Source organism: Streptomyces sp. NPDC086554, assembly GCF_040686095.1.
In the GTDB taxonomy this organism is placed as follows: Bacteria; Actinomycetota; Actinomycetes; order Streptomycetales; family Streptomycetaceae; genus Streptomyces.
This window is the reverse complement of the sequence record NZ_JBFBJK010000006.1, coordinates 25933-49782: the sequence shown is the minus strand read 5'-3', so window position 1 is coordinate 49782 and position 23850 is coordinate 25933. Positions and strand designations below refer to the sequence as shown.

General features: G+C 71.0%; 17 protein-coding genes. 12 read left to right on the top strand and 5 right to left on the bottom strand.

Annotation, left to right across the window (positions count from 1 at the left end; genetic code table 11):
• Positions 1-115 precede the first annotated feature (115 nt).
• Both AB0O76_RS11700 and AB0O76_RS11695 read left to right on the top strand, forming a co-directional pair.
• Positions 116-1621 carry a protein phosphatase 2C domain-containing protein gene (locus tag AB0O76_RS11700; protein ID WP_365488206.1) on the top strand — a complete coding sequence of 502 codons (1506 nt, stop codon included), beginning with the start codon at positions 116-118 and terminating at the stop codon, positions 1619-1621.
• Between the two features lie 63 nt (positions 1622-1684).
• Positions 1685-3427: a pyruvate dehydrogenase gene (locus AB0O76_RS11695; RefSeq protein ID WP_365488203.1), complete on the top strand. Its 1743-nt coding sequence runs from the start codon at positions 1685-1687 to the stop codon at positions 3425-3427.
• Positions 3428-3434: 7 nt separating this feature from the next.
• Here AB0O76_RS11695 and AB0O76_RS11690 read toward each other — a convergent pair whose 3' ends face one another.
• Positions 3435-6500 (bottom strand): glycoside hydrolase family 38 C-terminal domain-containing protein, encoded by a 3066-nt coding sequence (locus tag AB0O76_RS11690; RefSeq protein ID WP_365488200.1) that lies wholly within the window; start codon positions 6498-6500, stop codon positions 3435-3437.
• A gap of 259 nt (positions 6501-6759) precedes the next feature.
• Between AB0O76_RS11690 and AB0O76_RS11685 the strand changes: the two genes are divergently transcribed.
• Positions 6760-7161, top strand: a complete 402-nt coding sequence (locus AB0O76_RS11685; RefSeq protein WP_365488198.1) for an ATP-binding protein — start codon at positions 6760-6762, stop codon at positions 7159-7161.
• A 30-nt stretch (positions 7162-7191) separates the two neighbouring features.
• On the opposite strand, the gene AB0O76_RS11680 is transcribed toward AB0O76_RS11685, so the two are convergent.
• A complete protein-coding gene (locus tag AB0O76_RS11680; protein ID WP_365488195.1) occupies positions 7192-8256 on the bottom strand; it encodes a DUF2637 domain-containing protein in 1065 nt (354 codons plus the stop codon).
• 239 nt (positions 8257-8495) lie between these two features.
• Positions 8496-9341 (bottom strand): (2Fe-2S)-binding protein, encoded by an 846-nt coding sequence (locus tag AB0O76_RS11675; RefSeq protein WP_365488192.1) that lies wholly within the window; start codon positions 9339-9341, stop codon positions 8496-8498.
• A 134-nt stretch (positions 9342-9475) separates the two neighbouring features.
• Between AB0O76_RS11675 and AB0O76_RS11670 the strand changes: the two genes are divergently transcribed.
• Positions 9476-10258, top strand: a complete 783-nt coding sequence (locus AB0O76_RS11670; protein ID WP_365488189.1) for a GntR family transcriptional regulator — start codon at positions 9476-9478, stop codon at positions 10256-10258.
• Positions 10259-10573: 315 nt separating this feature from the next.
• Here the strand turns inward: AB0O76_RS11670 and AB0O76_RS11665 are convergent, their stop codons facing one another.
• Positions 10574-11335 (bottom strand): hypothetical protein, encoded by a 762-nt coding sequence (locus tag AB0O76_RS11665; protein WP_365488186.1) that lies wholly within the window; start codon positions 11333-11335, stop codon positions 10574-10576.
• Positions 11336-11489: 154 nt separating this feature from the next.
• Entirely contained in the window at positions 11490-13184 is a 1695-nt protein-coding gene (locus tag AB0O76_RS11660; protein ID WP_365488184.1) for a PucR family transcriptional regulator ligand-binding domain-containing protein, read from the bottom strand.
• A gap of 325 nt (positions 13185-13509) precedes the next feature.
• On the opposite strand from AB0O76_RS11660, the gene AB0O76_RS11655 reads away from it, so the two are divergent.
• The 8 genes from AB0O76_RS11655 (at position 13510) to AB0O76_RS11620 (ending at position 23536) form a co-directional block, all read left to right on the top strand.
• Positions 13510-14400: a xanthine dehydrogenase family protein subunit M gene (locus AB0O76_RS11655; protein ID WP_365488182.1), complete on the top strand. Its 891-nt coding sequence runs from the start codon at positions 13510-13512 to the stop codon at positions 14398-14400.
• Positions 14400-14993, top strand: coding sequence for a (2Fe-2S)-binding protein (locus AB0O76_RS11650; RefSeq protein WP_365488180.1), 594 nt, complete (start codon positions 14400-14402; stop codon positions 14991-14993). Before AB0O76_RS11655 ends, AB0O76_RS11650 begins: the two co-directional genes overlap by 1 nt.
• Before the next feature lie 2 nt (positions 14994-14995).
• The gene (locus tag AB0O76_RS11645; RefSeq protein ID WP_365488177.1) at positions 14996-17386 is read left to right on the top strand and encodes a molybdopterin cofactor-binding domain-containing protein; all 2391 of its coding nucleotides are present in this window, start codon (positions 14996-14998) and stop codon (positions 17384-17386) included.
• A gap of 266 nt (positions 17387-17652) precedes the next feature.
• Positions 17653-19110: an NCS2 family permease gene (locus tag AB0O76_RS11640; protein WP_365488174.1), complete on the top strand. Its 1458-nt coding sequence runs from the start codon at positions 17653-17655 to the stop codon at positions 19108-19110.
• A 45-nt stretch (positions 19111-19155) separates the two neighbouring features.
• A complete protein-coding gene (locus AB0O76_RS11635) occupies positions 19156-20307 on the top strand; it encodes an XdhC/CoxI family protein (protein WP_365488171.1) in 1152 nt (383 codons plus the stop codon).
• Positions 20308-20731: 424 nt separating this feature from the next.
• On the top strand, positions 20732-20875 hold the full coding sequence (locus AB0O76_RS11630; protein WP_365488168.1) for a hypothetical protein: 144 nt from the start codon (positions 20732-20734) through the stop codon (positions 20873-20875).
• Between the two features lie 75 nt (positions 20876-20950).
• Complete coding sequence (locus AB0O76_RS11625; RefSeq protein ID WP_365488165.1) at positions 20951-22165, top strand: FAD-dependent monooxygenase; 1215 nt, start codon at positions 20951-20953, stop codon at positions 22163-22165.
• Positions 22166-22270: 105 nt separating this feature from the next.
• On the top strand, positions 22271-23536 hold the full coding sequence (locus tag AB0O76_RS11620) for a cytochrome P450 (RefSeq protein WP_365488162.1): 1266 nt from the start codon (positions 22271-22273) through the stop codon (positions 23534-23536).
• Positions 23537-23850: the final 314 nt, after the last annotated feature.

The following is a 23850-nucleotide window of genomic DNA, read 5'->3' as shown; positions in this document are numbered from 1 at the left end:
GGGCGGTCCTCCCGTGGGGGGTGGGCCCGCCCGGCGGCCTCAATTCCGTACCCCTGGCGGCCGGAATTTCCGGATGCACCGTTTTCGTACGGCCCGTGCGGTGGACAATAGGGGCATGAGCCAGCAGGGGGAGAAGCACACCGGGGCCTCCGGCCAGGAAGACGACTGGTGGGGTCAGCTGTACGACGACTCCGCGCACGACACGGGCCCCGCGAAGGCGGCCGACACCCTCGACGACAGATTCGCATCGGCGGTCTCCGCGTCCGTGGGAACCGCCCCTGAGAGCGGTGGAGTTGCGCCTCCGGAGGATGAACCGTTCACGGGCTCGGGGCCGCCCCCTCCGGGCGAACCGTTTGCCCACCGCGAGCCGTCCGTCGCCCCGAGCCCCGCCCGCCCCTGGGAACCTCCGGCGGCTGCGGCAGGCCCGGTCACCTTCCCGGTGGGACCGAAGCCTCCCGCGCAAGCCCCGAGCCGCACCACCGCGGTCCCGGCGCCCCGCCCGCCCCACGGGTCCGCGGGACCGCCGCCGTCCGTGCGTACCGACGCACCGGAGCAGACGGCGCCGGAACCACCCCCGCCGTCCACACCGGAGCCGTCCACACCCGCACCTGGACCCGTACCCGCCCCCGCCGCCGAAGCGCCCCGCGCCGTCGACTACGTGGGCGACGGCCCGCCCACCTACGACGCCGAGCCCACCGTGCTGCCCGCCGCCGACCCCGACGACCTGGCGGACCTGGTCGCCGACACCGTCCTCGACGGCGCGCGCTACGGCACGGCCACCCTGCGGGCGGTCTCCGTGCGCGGGGATTCCGCCCGGTACCGGGGCGAGCCGCGCAGGGACTCGTTGCTCACTGCCCGCTTCGGGACGGGCGACGGCGCCCTGATCCTGGTCGCCATGGCCACCGGCGCGCGGGCCACGCCCGGTGCCCACCGGGCGGCGGCCGACGCCTGCGCATGGATCGGCCGTGCCGTGGGCCGCAGTCACCAGCGGCTCGCCGAGGACATCAGGGCCGCCCGGCGCGGCGACCTGAAGAGCGGCCTGCACCGCCTCACCGACCGCAGCCTCGGCAAGCTCCGCGCGCAGGCCGCCGATCTGGGCATCGAGCCCGATGAGTACGCCGCGTCCCTGCGCTGTCTGCTGCTGCCCGCCGACCCCGCCTGCCGCACCCGCGTCTTCTTCGGCGCCGGCGGCGGCGGACTCTTCCGCCTCCGTGACGGGGAGTGGCAGGACATAGAGCCACGGGTCGCGGACCCCGCGGGCGAAGCGGGACCTCCCGTCGTCGGCTTCGGCTCGGTGCCTTCGGAGACCCCCGATGGCGACCGTCTCACCATGGACATGGGGATCATCACGCCGCCGAGTCCCTACGAACCGGCACCGGAGCCGCCGCCCCGCGAGCCGTTCCGCTTCCGCGCCTCCGTCGCCCGCCCGGGTGACGCCCTGCTGCTCTGCAGCGGAGGCCTCGCCGAGCCGCTGCGGGGCGAGCCCGACCTCGCGGGACACCTCACCGAGCGGTGGTCGGACGCCGGTCCGCCCGGCCTCGCGGAGTTCCTCGCGGACATCCAGGTCAGGGTCAAGGGGTACGCGGACGACCGGACCGCGGCCGCCGTTTGGGAGGCGTGAGGGCCAGCACTGTGAATTCATGGACCCCAAGAGCGTCAAGGGGACTGAAGGGTTCGTGAAGCCATGGCCAAGCAGAACGTCGCCGAACAGTTCGTCGACATCGTCGTCCGCGCGGGCGTCAAGCGCCTGTACGGAGTCGTGGGCGACAGCCTGAACCCGGTGGTGGACGCGATCAGGCGCACCAAGGGACTTGACTGGGTGCAGGTGCGCCACGAGGAGACCGCCGCCTTCGCCGCCGGCGCCGAGGCCCAGATCACCGGGAGCCTCGCCGCCTGCGCCGGTTCCTGCGGGCCCGGCAACCTCCACCTGATCAACGGCCTGTACGACGCGCACCGCTCCATGGCCCCGGTCCTCGCCCTCGCCTCGCACATCCCTTCGAGCGAGATCGGTCTCGGCTACTTCCAGGAGACGCACCCCGACCAGCTCTTCCGCGAGTGCAGCCACTACAGCGAGATGATCTCCAACCCGAAGCAGATGCCCCGTCTGCTCCAGACCGCCATCCAGCACGCGATCGGCCAGAGCGGCGTCAGCGTGGTCACGCTGCCGGGAGACGTCGCCGACAAGGCCGCTCCCGACAAGGCCGCCGAGACCGCCCTCGTCACATCGCGCCCCTCCGTGCGCCCGGGTGACGCGGAGATCGAGAAGCTCGCCGCGCTGATCGACGACGCCGACAAGATCACCCTCTTCTGCGGCAGCGGCACGGCCGGCGCGCACGCCGAGGTCATGGAGTTCGCCGAGAAGATCAAGTCGCCGGTGGGCCACGCCCTGCGCGGCAAGGAATGGATTCAGTACGACAATCCGTACGACGTCGGCATGAGCGGCCTCCTCGGCTACGGCGCCGCGTACGAGGCCACCCACGAGTGCGACCTCCTGATCCTGCTCGGCACGGACTTCCCGTACAACGCCTTCCTGCCCGACGACGTCAAGATCGCCCAGGTCGATGTGCGCCCCGAGCGGCTCGGCCGCCGCTCCAAGCTGGACCTCGCCGTCTGGGGCGACGTACGCGAGACCCTGCGCTGTCTCACCCCGCGCGTCACGCCGAAGAGCAACCGCAAGTTCCTCGACAAGATGCTGAAGAAGCACGCGGACGCGCTCGAAGGTGTCATCAAGGCGTACACGCGCAAGGTCGAGAAGCACATCCCGATCCATCCCGAGTACGTCGCGTCCGTGGTCGACGAACTCGCCGCCGACGACGCCGTGTTCACCGTCGACACGGGCATGTGCAACGTCTGGGCGGCCCGCTACATCTCACCGAACGGCAAGCGCCGCATCATCGGCTCCTTCAGCCACGGCTCGATGGCCAACGCCCTGCCGCAGGCGATCGGCGCCCAGTTCACCAACCGCAAGCGCCAGGTCATCTCCATGTCGGGCGACGGCGGATTCTCCATGCTGATGGGCGACTTCCTCACCCTGGTCCAGTACGACCTGCCGGTGAAGATCGTCCTGTTCAACAACTCCTCCCTGGGCATGGTCGAGTTGGAGATGCTGGTGGCAGGACTCCCGTCGTTCGGCACCGCCAACCACAACCCCGACTTCGCCGCCGTGGCCCGCGCCGCCGGTGCCTACGGAGTGCGCGTGGAGAAGCCCAAGCAGCTCGCGGGCGCCCTGAAGGACGCCTTCGCGCACAAGGGCCCCGCCCTCGTCGACATCGTCACCGACCCGAACGCCCTCTCCATCCCGCCCAGGATCAGCTCCGAGATGGTGACCGGCTTCGCGCTCTCCGCCAGCAAGATCGTCCTGGACGGCGGGGTCGGCCGCATGGTCCAGATGGCACGCTCCAACCTCCGGAACGTGCCCCGTCCCTGATGGTCCGTCACCTCACCGGAGTCAGCCGCAACGTCAGGATCTGGAACGGCCGCAGATCGAGCGCAAGACCCGCGCCGCCGATGTCGGCAGGGCCGAGCGGCCGCTCCAAGAGATCCGTCACCCGGGCCGCGCTCACCGCGAACGACGTGGTGAGCGCGGCCGCCGCGCGCCCGCCCCGCGACTCGTAGAGCCGCACCACGACATCGCCGCTCCCGTCGTCCGCGAGCTTCACCGACTCCACGGTCACGGCCGGATTGTCGACGCTCACAAGGGACGGAAGGACGGGCGCGTCGGCCACCCGCAGCGGCAGATTCAGCGCGAGACCCTCCGCGACCGCGTCGCCCGTCGTCGCACCGGGCAGCAGTGCGTACGTGAACCGGTGCGCACCCAGATCCGTCTCCGGGTCCGGGCTGTGCGGGGCGCGCAGGAGCGTGAGCCGCACGGTGGTGCCGAGCCCGTCCGCGTGCGGTGCGCGCGTCACATCATGGCCGTACGTCGAGTCGTTGAGCACCGCGACGCCGTACGTATCCTCGGCGACCCGCAGCCACCGGTGCGCGCAGATCTCGAAACGGGCCGCGTCCCAGCCGGTGTTGGCGTGGGTCGCCCGGTGCACATGCCCGAACTGGATCTCGGCGGCGGACCGTTCGGCGTGCACATCCAGCGGGAAGGCGGCCTTGAGTACCTTTTCCGACTCACGCCAGTCGACGTCCGTGACCACGTCGACGCGCCGGCTGCCCGCGGCGAGCCGGATCTCCTGCGTGATGCGCGAGTCCCCGAAGACCCGCACCACGCGGACGGCGAGCCGCAGCGGCCCGTCCTCCACAAGCTCTACGGACTCGGCGTCCGTGAGGTCGGTGTGCGTGTTGCGGTAGTGCCGGTCGAGGTCCCAGGCGTCGTAGTGCGTGGGATGGTCGGGGTGCAGCTGGAGAAGATTGCCGCGCGAACCGGGCGAGAGGACCTCGCGGTCGGCGTCGAGATCGCGTACGGAGGTCAGGAGCCCGTCCGCGTCGACCCTGACACGGAGGTGTTCGTTCGCCAACTCGATTGCACCATCGGTGAGTTGAGCGGTGACACCGGCGCCCGGCGCGCGGGTGTGTCCTGCCGCCACCGCCAGGCTCTGCGTGCCGAGGGCCGGGACGTCGACGTGTACCAGGGCCCCGTCGTCGGTCGTGACGACCTCGCTGCGGGCGTACGGCGACGCGTTGAGCGCGGCGGGCTCGCCCGCGCCGAGGGAACGTACCGCGTCGGCGGTGATCTCATCGAGCTCGGCAAGCACCCGTGCGTAGGTGTCGCGGGCCTCCCGGTGCACCCAGGCGATCGACGAGCCCGGCAGGATGTCGTGGAACTGGTGCAGGAGTACCGTCTTCCACAGCCGGTCGACGGCCTCGTACGGGTAGGCGTACGAAGGGTCCCGCAGCGAGGCCGCCGTGCACCACAACTCGGCCTCGCGCAGGGCGTGTTCGCTGCGGCGGTTGCCGCGCTTGGTCGCCGCCTGCGTGGTGTACGTCGCCCGGTGCAGCTCCAGATAGAGCTCGCCGGACCAGACAGGCGCCCGCTCCCCGTACTCCTCCTCGGCGGCCGCGAAGAACGCCGATGGCCGCTCGATCTCGACGCGCGGCGAACCCTCAAGGGAGCGAAGGCGTCGCGCCCGCTCCATCATCTCGCGGGTGGGGCCGCCCCCGCCGTCGCCCCAGCCGAACGGCACAAGGGAGCGGGACGCACGGCCCTTCTCGGTGAAGTTGCGCTCCGCATGGGCCAGTTCGGCGCCGTGGAACTGCGAGTTGTACGTGTCCACCGGCGGGAAGTGCGTGAAGACGCGGGTGCCGTCGATGCCCTCCCACCAGAAGGTGTGGTGCGGCATCTTGTTGGACTGGTTCCAGCTCAGCTTCTGGGTGAGGAACCAGCGGACGCCCGCCAGCTTCGCCAACTGCGGGAAGGCGGCGGTGTATCCGAAGGAGTCCGGCAGCCAGATCTCCTCCGTCTCGACGCCGAGCTCCTCGCGGAAGAACCGCATCCCGTGCGTGATCTGCCGCGCGAGCGCCTCACCGCCCGGCATGTTGGCGTCCGACTCGACCCACATCGAGCCCACCGGCGCCCAAGTGCCGTCCGTCACCGCCTTCTTGATGCGCTCCCAGATGTGCGGCTGGTGCTCCTTCACCCAGGCGTACTGCTGGGCCTGCGAGCAGGCGAAGACCAGCTCCGGATACTCATCGGCCAGCGCCGTCACATTGGCGAAGGTGCGGGACGCCTTGCGCACCGTCTCGCGCAGCGGCCACAGCCAGGCCGAGTCGATGTGCGCGTGCCCGGCCGCCGATACGCGGTGCGCGCTGGCGTGGGCGGGGCTCGCGAGGACCCCGGCGAGCTCGGCGCGGGCGGCCGCGGCCGTGCCCGGCACGTCGTGCAGATCGAGCGCGTCGAGCGCCCGCTCCAGGGCCCGCAGGATCTCGTGGCGGCGCGGCCGGGCCGGGTCCAGCTCGTACATCAGCTCCGAGAGGACCTCGATGTCCAGGGCAAGACGCCAGGCCTCCTCGTTCAGTACGGCGAGATCGGCAGAGGCGAATCGGTAGATGGGCCGATCGCCCGCGGTCAGTACGTCGCCGAGCGGCGTCGGCTCGAAGTCACGCAGAACGACCGGATTGGCCGCTGCCTCAAGGAGCAGATGCACCGCCTCACCGCCCTGCGCGGGAGCCGCCACGGGGATGTGCCGGTTGCGCGGGTGAACACCCTTCAGAGGAACACCCGAAGCGTCGTACACCAGACCCTCGGCCTGGAAACCGGGCCCGTCACCGGTGAACCCGGGATCGACGACCACCTCGACGCGCCGCCCGCGCCATGCGTCGGGCACCTGCCCCCGCAGCCGGAACCAACTGGTTGACCAGGGACTTCCCCACTCCGTCCCGGCCTCGAAAGGCGCATACGACGCTTCCAGTGCCTCGGCGACGGGCACGGGCTCGCCCGGGGCGTGCCAGACCGAGAGGGTGAGCGGCACACGGTCCGTGTACTGGGCGGGGCGGATGAACTGCCGCAGGGCGCGCTCCAGGCGTCCCTCCACCAGCAGTCGGTCGTCGTGCACGGCGGCTCCTCGTCAGGCTCGGACGGGACTGATCCACCGCTTCACTTCCCCGCCGGACGGGGGTGCATCCGTTCCGATGGTTGATTGATGGACATGAGTGCCGCCGACCGGGTGGGGCATGCATTCCGTGAACGCGTTCGAGCAGGAAGGAACTGGACTCGTTTTGTGGGCGGGGGTCATGACAAGGCAAGTGCGAGGGGGTGGTCCCAGTCGATCCGGGGCTGCTTCACCGAAGATAAGGGACGAGCCGACCGACGACATGGTGGGAGAGTCCGACCGGGCTCAACTCCGGCGCAGATTGGGGCGATCAGACCTACGGGCGGTGTCCGAGGTGCGCGGGGCGCTGCGTGAACTCCTGCGGTCCTGGGGCAAACCGGGAAGATCCGAGATAGCCGAGCTGCTGACCAGCGAACTGGTCACGAACGCACTGGTGCACACCGATCACGACGCGATCCTGACGGCGACCGTGGGGCCGGGACGGCTGCGGGTCGAGGTCAGGGACTTCGTGGGGCGCCGCCCCAAGCTGCGCCTACCGAACGCCGACGACGGTACGCACGGCAGAGGCCTGGTCCTCGTGCAATCCCTCGCCGACGCCTGGGGCGTGCGGGCGCACGGGGTGGGGAAGGTGGTGTGGTTCGAACTGGACGGCGGCCCGGTGTGACCCGGACCGCCGACCGTTACCCGCCCTGCATCAACCGAACTGCTGCTCAAGGTCCTTGAGCTTCTGCTCCAGGGAGTCGAGCCTCGGCAGCGTCTGTGTGTCGTCCTCGGCCGTGAGGTCGACCGTCACCGGCATGGCGGCCTCAGAACCGCTCCTGACGGCCTGGAGGGAGGGTCGGGAGCGCAGCGCCAGCTGTTCCTGCGGCGCTATGGCAGGGTCCGCGCCGACCTGCGCGGACCCGGCGGCCGGTGCCACGGCCTGCATGTCGACCTGGCGTCCGCCGCGTCCGGGCAGGGCGCGGTGGCCCCGGCTGATCGCCTTGAGCTGCGCACGCTCCAGCTTCTCCCGGTCACGCCTGCGCGTGCGGGTCTGCTCCTTCTCGCGCCGGTCCTCGCGGACCTCCTCGACCGCCTCGTCCAGGGTGCGTACGCCTTCGAGGAGCATCAGCGACCAGGCGCCGAAGGTCTCGCGCGGCGCGCGCAGCCAGCGCACGATGCGGATCTGCGGCAACGGCCGCGGCACCAGGCCCTGTTCACGCAGCGCCGCACGGCGGGTCTGCTTCAGCGCGCGGTCGAAGAGCACCGCCGCCGAGAGCGACATCCCCGCGAAGAACTGCGGGGCGCCCGCGTGGCCCAGGCCCCTGGGTGCGTGCACCCAGTTGAACCAGGCGGCCGCGCCGGCGAACGTCCACACGAGGAGCCGCGAGCCGAGCGCCGCGTCCCCGTGGCTCGCCTCGCGCACGGCGAGCACGGAGCAGAACATCGCCGCGCCGTCGAGCCCGAACGGGACCAGGTACTCCCAGCCGCCGGACAGGTTCAGGTTCTGCCGGCCGAAGCCGACAAGGCCGTGGAAGGAGAGTGCGGCGGCGACCGCCGCACAGCAGAAAAGCAGTACGTACGAAGCCGAGCCATAGACCGCTTCCTTGCGCCTGCGGCGCTCCTCGCTGCGTTCCCACGATTCGTCGCTGGAGGCACCGGCGGCCGCCTTCTGCCCGGCCCGCTTGCCGCGTGCGAGCACCGCCACCGCCACCAGCATGCCCAGGAGCAGGACGCAGCCGGGAAGCAGCCAGTCCAGCGATATGTCGGTCAGTCTCATCTGGGGTCCCTTGCGTCGCGGTAGGGCGTTCGGGCGCCATAGTGACCCAATCCCGGTGGCCCTCAGAGGGGTTTCGGGGCAAGAGAACGCCTTGGGAGGTGCAAAGGGGTGCGGCGCGCGCCGTTTTGCTCGAACTCAGCGGCCAGGAGGGCAAGTTGAGTTCGATTAAACGGACACGAAAGGGTGGTTCAGGGGGAAGTGGCTGAGGTTTTGGAGACCGTGGGGGCGCTGGGGGGCGGTCAGGCCGCGGCGCTGAGCCGTGCGACGCGCTCCGTGTCGCAGGTGCGCGGGCAGGTCACACAGGTGTCCTCGGGGCGCAGCGTGTAGAACATGCAGCAGCTCGCGCGGTCGCGGGTGGGCAGGGACTCGCCGTTCGGCCCCGTCAGCTCCCGGAACCCGGCCGTTCCGACGTACGGCTTGGTGGCGCCCGGCAGCAGCAGCTCGAGCTCCGCCGTGGCGCGCTGCTCCTCGCCCAGGAGGTGGGCGATGTACCAGAGGCCCTCGACGATCTCGTCGGTGGCGACGCTCCACAGGGCGCGCGAGCGGCGCCGCATCCGGGGCCCGAAGGCGTCGAGCAGCGGTCCCAGGTGCTCGGCGACGGCCGCCCGCACCTCCGCGCGCAGCGCCTCCTCGTCGGGTACGACACGGGCGCCGGGCAGGGTCGCGGCCGGATCGCCAGGCAGGCAGGCGAAGCCCGCGTCGCGGACGGCCATCCGGCCCAGGGTGCGCTGGAAGGCGACGTTCTGTACGGGGTAGCGGGGGACTCTGCGGTGCAGGAACCACGGAATGGTGATCAGGAGCGTGGCCGGCCAGGCGTAGCGGTGCAGCCCGAAGCTGGCGATGACGTCCGGACGCCCCGCCTGCCCGTAGTCCTTCATGACCTGTGTCTCGTCCCACGCCAGAAACGCGTCGAGGTCGGCCCCGTCCTCCGCGAGCCGGGCGGCGGTGACCCAGCCGTCGCCCTGTGGGGCCTCCTCCGCGCCGCCGAGCTCGGTCACACGCAGTCCGGGGAACACCTCGGTGAGGCGGGCGTACGCGTCCGCGAGGGCGCTCGGGGCGCGCTTCGCCAAGGCGGGAACGTGCATAGGGGGACCACCGAATCACGATCGATTGCAGGTTAGCCTTACCTTACCCGATGTGATCGAGGTTTCAACGGCGGTGCTGTCCGCCTATGGTGCCTCTCGTACCTTTCGGACCGAGCGGACTATGGGTGGACCTCGTGGAGCAGGCCAGAGCGCATGACGCGTACCGCCTTGCCGTCCGTGTGCCGGAGCAGCCGCGGTCGGGCTCGGCGCGGGGTGAGCACACGCACGCGGAGGCTGAGGCCGAGCCGTCCGCGCCGGTCGTGCCGCCTGCGCCGCCCGCGCCGCGCAAGCAGGTGCAGCGGAGCTCGGTCCGCGGTCAGGTGCTCGACGCGCTGCGCGCCGCGCTGGTCGGCGGTGAGCTCGCGCCCGGTGAGGTGTACTCCGCGCCGGTGCTCGGCGAGCGCTTCGGGGTCTCCGCCACTCCCGTGCGCGAGGCGATGCAGCAGCTCGCCATCGAGGGCGCGGTCGAGGTCGTGCCGAACCGTGGTTTCCGGGTGACCGAGCGGAGCGCTCGGGAGCTGGGGGAGCTTGCGGAGGTGCGGGCGCTGATCGAGGTGCCGGTGATGTTGCGGCTTGCCCGTACGGTGCCTGCCGCGCGGTGGTGCGAGTTGCGGCCGCTGGCGGAGGCGAGTGTGGTGGCGGCGGCGGGTGGAGACCTCGCCCGCTACGCGGAGTCGGACCGGGCCTTTCACCGGGCGGTGCTTGGCCTCTCCGGGAATCAGCAGCTGGTGCAGGTGGCGGACGATCTTCACCGGCGATCGCAGTGGCCGCTGGTCAGCGGCCCCGTCTCGGGGCGCCGCGCCGACCTCATCGCCGACGCGGCGGAGCACACGGCCCTGCTTGAGGCCCTGGTGGCCCGCGACCTGGCCGTCGTCCAGTCCTTGGTGCGGGAGCATTTCGCGGGGGCGGGGGGCTAGTGGGGGGCGGGGGGCCCTGCGGGGCCTTCCCCAATCCCACCCCTTCCCGGCTGTGACAATTTGCGGCTCCGCCGCGTGGTCCGGCTGCGCCGCGTGGTCCGGCTTCGCCGGCCGCGAGGTGGCCGTCGATCACCGCCTTCGGCGAGTTCGTCCTCAAACTCCCCCAAGCTCTTAAAGAGCAGGGGGACCCCCTCGACGGGCTGAGAAGGCCACTGCCGGGTAAACGGGTGGGTGGGTGGGAAAGATCCGTCGCGAAGCGGCGGTCTTGAGCGGGGTCTGGGGCGCAGCCCCAGGTTTCGGGAACCCGCCCCAACCTCACGCCGCCGGTGCCGGCGGCGACAAATGCTGGGCCAGCCATGACGGGACCCCGCCCATCAGGCGGAACAGGCGGGCCGCCTCGGCCCGTAGGCGGCCCGCCTCCGGTTCCGGCTCCGCGTCCGCCAGAGCGGCCAACGCGGGGGCCGTGCCGACCAGATAGCCCAGCTCCTCGCGGATGCGGAGGGACTCGGAGAAGCCGTGCCGTGCCTCCGCCAACTCGCCCTCCCGCAGGGCGAGTCCGGCCAGATGTCGCCACGTGAAGGACAGGAGCAACGAGTCGCCGTGCGCCGTGGCCCCGGCATGCGCCCGCCGGTAGGCGGCCCGCGCCGCCTGCGGTGAGTCCGCGAGATGCTCGGCGACAAGACCGCGACGGAAGTCGAGGAGAGGCCGCCCCGAGGCGTTCGGGGCGAGCAACGCCGCCGCACGCCCCAGCGCCGTACGCGCCTCGTCCGCCCGGTCCCGGACCCCGAGCACCGTCGACGCGTACGCCAACTGCCCCCGCTCGCACGCCGCCGCGCCCCGGTCGTCGTCCTCGACGGCCAGCGCCTCCGCCGTACGCAGCCCGTCCTCGGCCTCGCTCCACCCGCCCCCGGTGAACAGGCAGCACTCCACGAGGAGTGACGTTCTTTGGAGGGCCGCCGCCGCCCCCTCCCGGGAGGCGAGCAGTGCGGCCGCGTCGGTCCAACAGCCGCGCGAGCGCAGCCGCCATACCGCGGTCTGGAGTGGATCGTCCCCTGCAGTCGTTCCGGTACCAGACATGGCGGTATGCGCCACGTTGCCCTCCCCGAGCACGCCATTGAGCTGTTGAGTCGTGGGCGCATCTCAGCACGGATCGACACGTCCGGCCAAGGGGCTGGGTGAAAGATTTCACAAAGGGTGGGTCATGGAAGGGGTTTGAGAGTCGGGCCCGCTGTCAGCTCATGCGCAGTGCCAGGAAGAAATCGAGCTTGTCCTCGAGGCGCGAAAGGTCACGACTCGTCAACTGCTCGATACGGCCGACGCGGTAGCGCAACGTGTTGACGTGCAGGTGCAGCCGCGCAGCGCAGCGCGTCCACGAACCGTCGCAGTCGAGGAACGCCTCCAGCGTGGGGATGAGCTCCGCGCGGTGGCGCCGGTCGTAGTCCCGCAGCGGGTCGAGGAGGCGGGCCGTGAACGCCCTGCGGACGTCGTCCGGCACGAAGGGGAGCAGAAGTACGTGCGAGGCCAGTTCCTGGTGGCCGGCCGCGCAGACCCGGCCGGGGCGCGCCGCGGCGACCCGGCGGGCGTGCCGGGCCTCCTCCAGGGCGCCGCGCAGGCCCTCCGCCGAGTGCACGGACGCGCTGACGCCCAGGGTCAGGCGGCCGTCGCCGTCGAGGCCCGCCGACAAGGGGTCGCGGACGGATTCGAGGAGGGAATCTGCGAGCAGGCCTGTCTCCGAGCCGTCGTGTTCCGAGGACACCGCGGGCAGCGGCACGAGCGCGATCGCCTCGTCACCCGTATGGGCCACCGCGATCCGGTCGGAGGGCTCGGGGCCCGCCGACAGCGGGTCCACGAGGATCTCCTCCAGGAGGGACTGGGCCACCGGGCCGCCCTCGATCTCGTCGCCTTCCCACTCGACGCGGGCCACCACGACCTGCCAGTGCGGCGCCGCACCGAGGCCGGGAAGGAGCACCGGGGCGGCCACCCGGAGGCGTGCGGCGATCTCCGCCGGGGCCGCGCCCGTCTGGACCAGTTCGAGCACCTCCTGGGCGAGGCGGCGGCGCACCGTGCGGGCGGCGTCCCGCCGGTCCCGCTCGACCGCGATCAGCTGGGTCACGCCCTGCAGCAGGTCGAGCCGCTCCTCGGGCCAGTCGCCCGCGTCGGCCTCGACCGCCAGGAGCCAGTCCGACAGGATCGTCTCGCGCACGTCACGGGAGGCCGCCGTACCCGCGCCCGCGGAAGTCGACGCCCGCCCGCTGCTCCGAATGGGGAACAGCGAGTACGTGACGCCGTCCACCACGACCCGGTGCGGCCCGCGCCGCCCGGTGCGCGCCGCCGCCAGGTGCTCGCCCGCAAGGCGCGCGCAGACCTCGCTGGACAGGGCGGGCCCCGCCGCGCTGGAGCCCGCGATGGCGCGGCCCGCAGGGGAGAGCACCCAGGCCCGCAGGTCCAGGTCGGAGCCGAGCAGGTCGAGGACGACATCGGGGCCACCGCCCGCCGGGCCCGAGGTCATCAGGCGGCGGTGTCGGTCGACGACCGCCGCGAGGTCACCGGCCCGCTCGCCGGAGACCTGACGTACGACGTGCTCGGTGATCGTCGCGAAGGCGACCCGCTCGTTGACCGCGAACAGCGGCAGGCGGTGCCGGGCGCAGGCCTCCACGATGTCGTCGGGGATGTCGCCGAGCTCGGCCTCGCCGGCGGCGAGCGCGGCCACTCCGGCGCTCGCCAGGATCCGTACGAAAGGTTCCGTGTCCGAGGCGTCGTGGCGCCAGGCGAGGCCCGTGAGGACCAGCTCGCCGCCGGTGAGGTAGCGGCTGGGGTCCCGCAGGTCGGTGGTCATCACACCGCGCACCGTGCGGTCCAGCTCGTCCTCACCGCCGAGCAGCCGCAGGCCCAGCGCGTCGGTGTCAAGGAGTGCGCGCAGCCGCATGGTGTCGTCGCCGCCGATCTGTCTCGAATGGGATGTACATGCAGTCCCCGTCCGGCTACCCGGCGTGGTGGGTCGTCGGGCGCCCGGGGTTTCCAGGGGGAAGCCGCGAGGCTACTGAGGACCGTTCTTCATACGAATCTACAAGACGCGCGGCTTGGCCAGCCAACTCCTTCATGGTTTCGGTGACTGACCCCATCGGACGGCCTGGCGGTGTACTTGCTCCACTCCGCGTTAACAGCACATGAACGAGCAGTCGAGAGGCCTCCGGCCCGGCTTGGCTGGATCACCTCCACCGAACGACCCACGATACGAAGAAGAGAGCCTCATGGACTTCCTTCGCCCCGCCAGCTGGGAGGAGGCGCTCGCCGCGAAGGCCGAGCACCCCACCGCTGTGCCGATTGCGGGTGGCACCGATGTGATGGTCGAGATCAACTTCGACCACCGTCGTCCCGAGTACCTGCTTGACCTCAACCGCATCGTCGAGCTGCGCGAGTGGGAGGTGGGCGAGGAGACGGTCCAGCTGGGCGCCTCCGTCCCGTACACCCAGATCATGGAGGAGCTGCGCACCGAGCTTCCCGGTCTCGCGCTCGCGTCGCACACGGTCGCATCGCCGCAGATCCGTAACCGCGGCGGCGTCGGCGGCAACCTGGGCACGGCGTCCCCGGCGGGTGACGCCCACCCGGCGCTGCTCGCCGCCGGCTGCGAGGTCGAGGTGGAGTCCGTACGCGGCTCGCGCCTCATCCCGATCGACGACTTCTACACTGGTGTCAAGCGCAATGCGCTGGCCCCCGACGAGCTGATCAAGTCCGTCCACATCAAGAAGGCGGACGGCCCGCAGCAGTACTCGAAGGTCGGCACCCGCAACGCGATGGTCATCGCCGTGTGCGCCTTCGGCATCGCCCTGCACCCCGAGACCCGGACGGTACGGACGGGCATCGGCTCCGCCGCCCCGACCCCGATCCGGGCCAAGGCCGCCGAGGAGTTCCTGAACGCGGCGCTCGAGGAGGGTGGCTTCTGGGACAGCAAGAAGATCATCACCCCCTCGATCGCCAAGCAGTTCGCGGAGCTCGCCTCCGGCGCCGCCAACCCGATCGACGACGTACGTGGCACGGCGAGCTACCGCCGGCACGCCGTCGGCATCATGGCCCGCCGCACGCTCGGCTGGACCTGGGAGACGTACCGCGGCAAGGGCCGCAGCACTGAGGGAGTCGCGTAATGCGTGTCAACTTCACGGTCAATGGCCGTCAGCAGGAAGCCGATGACGTCTGGGAGGGCGAGTCCCTTCTGTACGTGCTGCGCGAGCGCATGGGGCTTCCCGGTTCGAAGAACGCCTGCGAGCAGGGCGAGTGCGGTTCCTGCACCGTCCGTCTCGACGGTGTGCCGGTGTGTTCGTGTCTGGTCGCGGCCGGACAGGTGGAGGGCCGTGAGGTCGTCACCGTCGAGGGCCTCGCCGACTTCGCCAAGCAGCGCGCGGAGCACGGCGGTTGTGCGTCCGGCGCCTGCGGTGTCTCCCTGGACAGCGCCCAGCGCTGGCAGGCCGAGGGCACCGACGGCCAGACCGGCGAGGGCACCGAACTCTCCCCGGTCCAGCAGGCGTTCATCGACGCCGGTGCCGTCCAGTGCGGCTTCTGCACCCCCGGTCTGCTCATCGCGGCCGACGAGATGCTGGAGCGCAACCCGCAGCCGACCGACGCGGACATCCGCGAGGCGCTCTCCGGCAACCTCTGCCGTTGCACGGGTTACGAGAAGATCCTGGACGCGGTCCGCCTCGCGGCCGCCCGTCAGGATCGTCAGGAAGAGGCGGTCTGACCATGGGATCCACCCGTACGACCGGAGCCCCCACCAAGATCACCCAGGGTTCCCAGACCAAGGGCGGCATCGGCGAGTCGACGCTGCGCCCCGACGGCACCCTGAAGGTCACCGGAGAGTTCGCGTACTCCTCGGACATGTGGCACGAGGACATGCTGTGGGGCCAGGCCCTGCGCTCCACCGTGGCGCACGCCGAGATCGTGTCGATCGACACCTCCGAGGCCCTCGCGATGAGCGGCGTCTACGCCGTCATGACGTACGACGACCTGCCGGCCGAGATGAAGAACTACGGCCTGGAGATCCAGGACACGCCGGTTCTCGCGCACGGCAAGGTCCGCCACCACGGTGAGCCGGTCGCCCTCGTGGCCGCCGACCACCCGGAGACCGCGCGCCGCGCCGCCGCGAAGATCAAGGTCGAGTACCGGGAGCTGCCGGTCATCACGGACGAGGCGTCCGCGCTCGCTCCCGATGCCGTGCTCGTGCACGAGGGCCGCACCGACAGCCACATGGGCCATGTCCCGCACCCGAACATCGTGCACCGCCAGCCGATCATCCGCGGCAACGCGGACGAGGCGGCCAAGAAGGCCGACGTCATCGTCAAGGGCGAGTACACCTTCGGCATGCAGGACCAGGCCTTCCTAGGCCCGGAGTCCGGCCTCGCCGTGCCGTCCGAGGACGGCGGCGTGGAGCTGTACGTCGCCACCCAGTGGCTGCACTCCGACCTCGAACAGATCGCCCCCGTCCTCGGCCTGCCCGAGGAGAAGGTGCGCATGACGCTCTCCGGCGTCGGCGGTGCCTTCGGCGGTCGCGAGGACATCTCGATGCAGATCCACGCGTGCCTCCTGGCCCTGCGCACGGGCAAGCCGATCAAGATCGTCTACAACCGCTTCGAGTCCTTCTTCGGCCATGTGCACCGCCACCCGGCGAAGCTCACCTACGAGCACGGCGCCACCAAGGACGGCAAGATCACGCACATGAAGTGCCGGATCGTGCTCGACGGCGGCGCGTACGCCTCCGCCTCCCCGGCCGTGGTCGGCAACGCGTCCTCGCTGAGCGTGGGCCCGTACGTGATCGACGACGTCGACATCGAGGCCGTCGCGCTCTACAGCAACAACCCGCCCTGCGGCGCCATGCGCGGCTTCGGCGCCGTCCAGGCGTGCTTCGCCTACGAGGCGCAGATGGACAAGCTCGCCGACAAGCTGGGCATGGACCGGGTCGAGTTCCGGCAGCTCAACGCCATGGAGCAGGGGACCATCATGCCGACCGGGCAGCCGGTCGACTCCCCGGCACCGGTCGCCGAACTGCTGCGCCGCGTCAAGGAGATGCCGCTGCCGCCCGAGCGTCAGTGGGAGTCCAGCGAGGGCTCCGACGTACGGCAGCTGCCCGGCGGTCTGTCCAACACCACGCACGGCGAAAGCGTCGTACGAGGCATCGGCTACGCGGTCGGCATCAAGAACGTCGGCTTCTCCGAGGGCTTCGACGACTACTCGACCGCCAAGGTGCGCATGGAGGTCGTCGGCGGCGAGCCCGTCGCCACCGTGCACACCGCGATGGCCGAGGTCGGCCAGGGCGGCGTCACCGTGCACGCCCAGATCGCCCGCACCGAGCTCGGTGTCACGCAGGTGACCATCCACCCGGCCGACACCCAGGTGGGCTCGGCAGGGTCGACGTCCGCGTCCCGTCAGACGTACGTCACCGGCGGCGCCGTCAAGAACGCCTGTGAGCTGGTGCGCGAGAAGGTCCTGGAGATCGGCCGGCGCAAGATGGGCTCGTACCACCCGGCGTGGGCGACGGCCGAACTCCTTCTCGAAGGCGGCAAGGTCGTCACCGACGGAGGCGAGGTCCTCGCCGATCTCGTCGACGTACTGGAGGACGAGACCGTCGAGATCGAGGAGGAGTGGCGCCACCGGCCCACCGTCGCCTTCGACCTCGTCACCGGACAGGGCAACGGCCACGTCCAGTACACCTTCGCCGCGCACCGCGCCGTCGTCGAGGTCGACACCGAACTCGGCCTGGTCAAGGTCATCGAACTGGCCTGCGCCCAAGACGTCGGCAAGATGCTCAACCCGCTCTCCGTCGTCGGCCAGATCCAGGGCGGCACCATCCAGGGCATGGGCATCGCGGTGATGGAGGAGATCGTCGTCGACCCCAAGACGGCGAAGGTCAGGAACCCCTCCTTCACGGACTATCTGCTCCCCACCATCCTCGACACGCCGACCATCCCCGTCGACGTGCTCGAACTCGCCGATGAGCACGCCCCGTACGGGCTCCGTGGCATCGGCGAGGCTCCGACCCTTTCGTCGACTCCGGCCGTCCTCGCGGCGATCCGGAACGCGACGGGCCTGGAGCTGAACAGGACGCCGGTACGCCCGGAGCACCTCACCGGCGTCTGATCCCACCAACTCTCCGGGCGGCGTGTGCCTCCCTTGGAACGTCACACTTCCGCTTGCCCGTGCCGCCCGGAGATCGCAAGTACCGCACCGCTCGCGGTCAGCGCAGTACCCACGCAGTACCCCCGCTCTCAGGAGCCCCAGTTCGTCTCGGGCCGTCCCCCGGGTCGTGCAGCCAACGCACCATCCCAAATCCCGCAGTCTCCACAGGTCAACCCATCTGAACCACCTGTTGCGGGTGCCCCTTTGAACCTTGGGAGTTAGGCACCATGACCCAGCAGTCAACGGAGCCGAAGACCACGGCAGAGGACGCGGGCAACGGCTCACGCGTCCCGGCCGGCAGGTCCTGGCTCGACCGGTACTTTCACATATCCCTGCGGGAATCCACGGTCGCGCGTGAGGTGCGCGGCGGAATCACCACCTTCATGGCGATGGCGTACATCGTCCTGCTCAACCCGCTGATCCTGTCCGGCAAGGACGTGGCCGGGGACACCATGGGCCAGAAGGCCCTGGTCACCGCGACGGCGCTCGCCGCGGCGGTCACCACCCTGCTGATGGGCTTCGTCGGCAAGGTGCCGCTCGCCCTCGCCGCCGGACTCTCCGTGTCCGGAGTGATCGCCTCGCAGGTCGCGCCTCAGATGACCTGGCCGCAGGCCATGGGCATGTGTGTGGCGTACGGCGTGGTGATCATGCTCCTGGTGGTCACCGGGCTCCGCGAGATGATCATGAACGCCATCCCGCTCGCCCTCAAACACGGCATCACCATGGGCATCGGCATGTTCATCGCCATCATCGGCCTGGTCAAGGGCGGCTTCGTCCACCCCGGCAAGGCGACCCCGCTCACGCTCGGCCCCGCCGGTGAACTCGCGGGCTGGCCCGTCCTGCTCTTCGCGGGCACCCTGCTCCTCATCTTCATGCTGCAGGCGCGCAACACCCCTGGCGCGATCCTGATCGGCATCGTCACCGGCACCATCGTGGCCGTCATCCTGAACGCCCTCGATGTGATCGACCCCAAGCAGTGGGCGAACGGCGCCCCCGAACTGCACGGCAGCGCGGTCTCCACACCAGACTTCTCGCTCCTCGGCGACGTCGAGTTCGGCGGCTGGGGCGACGTCGGCGCGATGACCGTCGGCATGATCGTCTTCACGCTCGTGCTCGCCGGCTTCTTCGACGCGATGGCCACCATCATCGGCGTCGGCACCGAGGCCAAGCTGGCCGACGACAAGGGCCGGATGCCCGGCCTGTCCAAGGCGCTGTTCATCGACGGCGCCGGCGGTGCCATCGGCGGTGTCGCGGGCGGCTCCGGCCAGACCGTGTTCGTCGAGTCGGCGACCGGCGTCGGTGAAGGCGCCCGTACGGGTCTCTCCTCGGTCGTCACCGGCCTGTTCTTCGCGGCCTGCCTCTTCTTCACGCCGGTCACCGCGATCGTGCCGCAGGAAGTCGCTTCCGCCGCCCTCGTCGTCATCGGAGCGATGATGATGATGAACGCCCGGCACGTCGACTGGGCCGACCGCGCCACCGCCATCCCGGTCTTCCTGACCGTCGTGCTCATGCCCTTCACGTACACCATCACGACCGGTGTCGCGGCGGGTGTCATCTCCTGGGTTGCCATCAAGGTCGCGCAGGGCAGGGCCCGCGAGATCGGGGCCTTCATGTGGGGCCTGACGGTGATCTTCATCGTCTACTTCGCCCTCAACCCCATCGAGAGCTGGCTGGGCGTCCACTAGGCGCCAAGCCCTCCACACACCCGTAGAACCTTTTAGGAGGCCGACATGCTGGACATCGCCGAAGAGCTGAACCGGTGGGTCGAGCAGGGACGTGACTTCGCCGTCGCCACCGTGGTGGCCGTCGGCGGCAGCGCGCCCCGGCAACCGGGAGCGGCGATGGCCGTCGACTCGGACGGCACGGCGATCGGATCGGTCTCCGGCGGGTGTGTGGAAGGCGCTGTCTACGACCTGTGTCAGCAGGCCCTCGAAGACGGCGAGAGCGTCGTCGAACGCTTCGGATACAGCGATGAGGACGCCTTCGCCGTGGGCCTGACATGCGGCGGCATCATTGACATCCTGGTCACCCCGGTCCGCGCGGATTCCTCCGCGCGGCCGGTTCTCGCCACCGCCCTTGCCGCCTCGGCGGCGGGGGAGGCGGCGGCCGTCGCCCGCATCACCTCCGGCCCCGCGGACCTGATGGGGCGCGCTCTTCTCGTACGTACCGAAGGGGCGTACGAGGGCGGGCTCGGCGGACATCCCGAGCTGGACCGGACCGCGGCCGAAGAGGCCCGCGCGATGCTGGACGCCGGACGCACCGGCACCGTCGAGATAGGGGAGGACGGCTCGCGCTGCGGGCAGCCGATCACCCTGCTCGTCGAGTCGAGCGTGCCGCCGCCCCGCATGATCGTGTTCGGGGCCATCGACTTCGCGTCCGCCCTTGTCCGCATGGGCAAGTTCCTCGGCTACCGCGTGACGGTGTGCGACGCGCGCCCCGTCTTCGCCACGAAGACCCGCTTCCCGGACGCCGACGAGATCGTCGTCGAGTGGCCGCACAAGTACCTGGAGGGCACGGAGGTCGACGGGCGGACCGTGCTGTGCGTGCTCACGCACGACGCCAAGTTCGACGTGCCGCTCCTTGAGATCGCCCTGCGGCTGCCCGTCGCCTACGTCGGTGCGATGGGTTCGCGCCGCACTCACGAGGACCGCAACAAGCGGCTGCGCGAGGTCGGTGTCACGGAGCTCGAACTGACCCGGCTCCGCTCGCCTATCGGCCTCGACCTCGGCGCCCGCACGCCGGAGGAGACGGCCCTCTCCATCGCCTCGGAGATCGTCGCCAACCGGCGCGGCGGCAGCGGCGTCTCGCTGATGGGCGCGCACACGCCGATCCACCACGACGGCTCGCGCAAGGCGGCGGGGCACATCGGTTCGGTCGCCTGACCACGGCTCAACTCCGGTGAGGTGACCGAGGTGGACCGCACCGACGGCGGGGAGGTCACCGACGTGGTCTTCTCGCCGGACTCGAGGTGGCTCGCCTGGTCACATCACATCCGTACCCCAACAAGGTGCGCCAGATCAGACTCGCGCACCTGGAGGACGGAACGGTGGTGAGGGCGACCGAGCCGCGGTTCAGCGACCGCTCGCCCGCGTTCACCGCGGACGGGTGCCATCCGGCCTTCCTGCCCGAGCGGAACTTCGAACCGACCCCGCAGGCGCACCTGCTGGGACCGGCGTTCGCGGCAGGCACCCGGCTCTACCTCCTGCCCCTTGCCGCTGACACACCGTCACCCTTCTCGCCGCACGACCCGCGCCCCGCTCCGGGCCCGCGGGAGACCTCATCGACCTGCGCGCGGCCGACGGCGGGGTGCTGTGGATCCGCAAGAACCCCAGCGGCGACTGGCTCGCGGGCCGCGGCACGCTGATGCGCTGGGACTTCGCGGCGGGCCGCGCCGGGCTCGACCGGCTCGCCGGACATCCCGTCGCGTCGCCGCCGCCCCCGGCGTGGTGACTTCCGCTGCGCCTTCCACCCTCCCTGCTACCTTGCGACACAAATCATTCGCTTTGTGTCGCAATGGGAGCCTGTGTGAAGGTCGCCTGCGTCGGCGGCGGGCCCGCCGCCCTGTACCTCTCGATCCTGCTCAAGCGGCAGGACCCGTCCCACGACATCACCGTCCATGAGCGGAACCCGGCCGGGTCCACGTACGGCTGGGGGGTGACCTACTGGGGCGGGCTGCTCGACAAGCTCCGGGCCGGGGACCCCGAGTCCGCGCACGCCGTCGTCGAGCACTCGGTCCGCTGGAGCGACGGCATCGCGCACGTGGGGGACCGCACGACCGTGCACCACGGCGACGAGGGCTTCGGCATCGGCCGCCACCGGCTGCTCGACATCCTCACCCGGCGGGCCCGATCCCTGGGCGTACGCGTCGAGTTCGAGAGCGAGATCACGGCTGCGGACATGCTCTCCGACGCCGACCTGGTCGTCGCGGGCGACGGCGTCCACAGCGGTCTTCGCGAGCAGCACACCGGGCACTTCGGCACCGAGGTCGCGGTCGGCCGCAACAAGTACATCTGGCTCGGCACCAGCAAGGTCTTCGACTCCTTCACCTTCGCCTTCGTCGAGACCGCGCACGGCTGGATCTGGTGCTACGGCTACCGGTTCAGCGACGAGCGGAGCACCTGCGTCGTCGAGTGCTCCCCGGAGACCTGGGCCGGCCTCGGTCTGCACGAGGCGAGCGAGGCCGAGAGCCTCGTCCTCCTGGAACGGCTCTTCGCGGGGCCGCTCGACGGGCACCGCCTGATCGGCAGGGCGCAGGACGACGGCACCGCGCAGTGGCTCAACTTCCGTACCCTGACCAACCGGACGTGGCACCGGGGCAACCTCGTCCTGCTCGGCGACGCGGCACACACCACGCACTACTCCATCGGAGCCGGCACCACCCTCGCCCTGGAGGACGCCATCGCCCTGGCGGCGGCCCTGCGCGGGAGCCCGCGCCTCGAACCCGCCCTGGACGCCTACGAGCGCGAGCGGAGGTCCGCCCTGCTCTCCGTCCAGAGCGCGGCCCGCTACAGCGCCCAGTGGTACGAGAACCTGCCGCGCTACATCCGCCTCGACCCGCCCCAGATGTTCGCGCTCCTCGGCCAGCGCCACTCGCCGCTCCTTCCGCACATTCCGCCGCAGCTCTACTACCGAATCGACCGGGCAGCCGAGCAGTTGGAGCCGCTGCGGAGGATGAAGCGGTGGCTGGGGCCGAGGGTGGCACGGACGCTGCACAGCCGGTCGCGGGCTTCGGGGGGCTGAGCCAGGCCTCGGGGACTGCGGCAGGGGGAGGGGGCGGACGCCTAGGATGATCTTGATCCACGACATCCCGTCCCCTCCCCCCATCCCCCCATGGCAGGAGCCCTCATGTCGCAGTCGACCGTGCCGCAGCAGCCCATAGCCCTCGATCCCGCGGGCCGCGATCTCCACGGGGAGGCGGACCGGCTGCGGCAGCGCGGCTGTGCCGCCCTGGTCGAACTCCCCGACGGCATAAGGGCATGGGCCCCCACGCAGTACGACGTACTGAAGCAACTCCTCGCCGACGAGCGGGTGTCGAAGGATCCGAACCAGCACTGGCCCGCCTGGATCGACGGCGAGTTCCGTGAGACCTGGGTCAACTCCTGGGTGGGCGTGACGAATATGTTCACCGCGTACGGCTCGAATCACCGGCGGCTGCGCAAGCTGGTGTCGCCCGCGTTCACCAAACGCCGTACGGACGCGCTGCGGCCGCGTATCGAGGAGCTGACCGCCGGGCTGCTCGACCGGATGGCCGAGGCCGAGGCCGAGGCCGAGGCCGATGACGAGGGCGATGGCGGGGGCGGGAGCGTGGATCTGCGGGCCGCCTACGCCCATCCGCTGCCGATGCAGGTCATCTGCGAGCTGTTCGGTCTTCCGGAGGACCGGCAGGCGGACACGGCCCGCCTCGTCGAGTCGATCATGGACACCACCGCGACGCCGGAGCAGGCGGCGGCCACCTGGCAGGAAGTGCATCAGCTGCTCGCCGGTCTCGTGGCCCTCAAGCGGGCGGAGCCCGGCGACGACATGACGACCGTCCTGATCGCGGCCCGCGACGAGGAGGGGTCGGCGCTCACCGAGGCCGAGCTGATCGACACGCTGCTCCTGGTCATCGCGGCGGGGCACGAGACGACGGTCAACCTCATCGGCAACGCGGTGCACGCGCTCCTGAGCCACCCCGAGCAGTTGGCGCGGGTGTTGAGCGGGGAGGTGCCGTGGAGCGATGTCATCGAGGAGACGCTGCGGTACGCGCCGTCGATCGCCAATCTGCCGCTGCGGTACGCCGTTTCGGACATCGAGCTGCCGGACGGGACGGTGATCGCGCAGGGGGACGCGATCCTCGCGGCGTACGGAGCCGCGGGGCGCGACCCGCAGCGGCACGGCGCCACCGCCGGGCAGTTCGACATCGGCCGCGTCGACAAGGGGCACATCGCCTTCGGCCACGGGGTGCACTACTGCATGGGCGCGCCGCTGGCCCGCCTGGAGGCGGGGGTGGCGCTGCCTGCCTTGTTCTCGCGATTCCCGGGGCTGCGGCTGGATCCGGGGGCCGGGGGTGCGCTCCCGGTGGGGTCCTTCATCGCGGACGGGTTCGCTGCGTTGCCGGTGCGGCTGAAGTAGGCGGATTTTGGCGGGGGTTGGCGGGGGTTGGCGGGGGCTGGCGCTGCGGGGCTCCGGCTTCGCCGAGTTCGTCCTCGAACGCCGGACGGGCTAGATGCGGGGAGACTTCAGTAGCCCCGTCACCGCCCGGCCGAACATCCACCGCGCCGCCCCCGCCAACACCCCGTCGCAGACGGCCGGCAGCCACCGCACCCGCAGGTCCTCGCGCCAGACGATGAGCGAACCGGCGTCCCCGGCGCTCCCGGCGTCCTCGGCGCTCCCGGCGGTCCCGGCGTCCCCGGCGTCCCCCGCGGTCCCGGCGTCCCCGGCGGTCC

What these genes read in the sequence shown, in the direction of transcription:
- AB0O76_RS11700 (WP_365488206.1), top strand. Translation starts at nt 116, where the DNA reads ATGAGCCAGCAGGGGGAGAAGCACACCGGGGCCTCCGGCCAGGAAGAC.
- AB0O76_RS11695 (WP_365488203.1), top strand. Translation starts at nt 1,685, where the DNA reads ATGGCCAAGCAGAACGTCGCCGAACAGTTCGTCGACATCGTCGTCCGC.
- AB0O76_RS11685 (WP_365488198.1), top strand. Translation starts at nt 6,760, where the DNA reads ATGGTGGGAGAGTCCGACCGGGCTCAACTCCGGCGCAGATTGGGGCGA.
- AB0O76_RS11680 (WP_365488195.1), bottom strand. Translation starts at nt 8,256, where the DNA reads ATGAGACTGACCGACATATCGCTGGACTGGCTGCTTCCCGGCTGCGTC.
- AB0O76_RS11675 (WP_365488192.1), bottom strand. Translation starts at nt 9,341, where the DNA reads ATGCACGTTCCCGCCTTGGCGAAGCGCGCCCCGAGCGCCCTCGCGGAC.
- AB0O76_RS11665 (WP_365488186.1), bottom strand. Translation starts at nt 11,335, where the DNA reads ATGTCTGGTACCGGAACGACTGCAGGGGACGATCCACTCCAGACCGCG.
- AB0O76_RS11660 (WP_365488184.1), bottom strand. Translation starts at nt 13,184, where the DNA reads ATGCGGCTGCGCGCACTCCTTGACACCGACGCGCTGGGCCTGCGGCTG.
- AB0O76_RS11655 (WP_365488182.1), top strand. Translation starts at nt 13,510, where the DNA reads ATGGACTTCCTTCGCCCCGCCAGCTGGGAGGAGGCGCTCGCCGCGAAG.
- AB0O76_RS11650 (WP_365488180.1), top strand. Translation starts at nt 14,400, where the DNA reads ATGCGTGTCAACTTCACGGTCAATGGCCGTCAGCAGGAAGCCGATGAC.
- AB0O76_RS11645 (WP_365488177.1), top strand. Translation starts at nt 14,996, where the DNA reads ATGGGATCCACCCGTACGACCGGAGCCCCCACCAAGATCACCCAGGGT.
- AB0O76_RS11640 (WP_365488174.1), top strand. Translation starts at nt 17,653, where the DNA reads ATGACCCAGCAGTCAACGGAGCCGAAGACCACGGCAGAGGACGCGGGC.
- AB0O76_RS11635 (WP_365488171.1), top strand. Translation starts at nt 19,156, where the DNA reads ATGCTGGACATCGCCGAAGAGCTGAACCGGTGGGTCGAGCAGGGACGT.
- AB0O76_RS11620 (WP_365488162.1), top strand. Translation starts at nt 22,271, where the DNA reads ATGTCGCAGTCGACCGTGCCGCAGCAGCCCATAGCCCTCGATCCCGCG.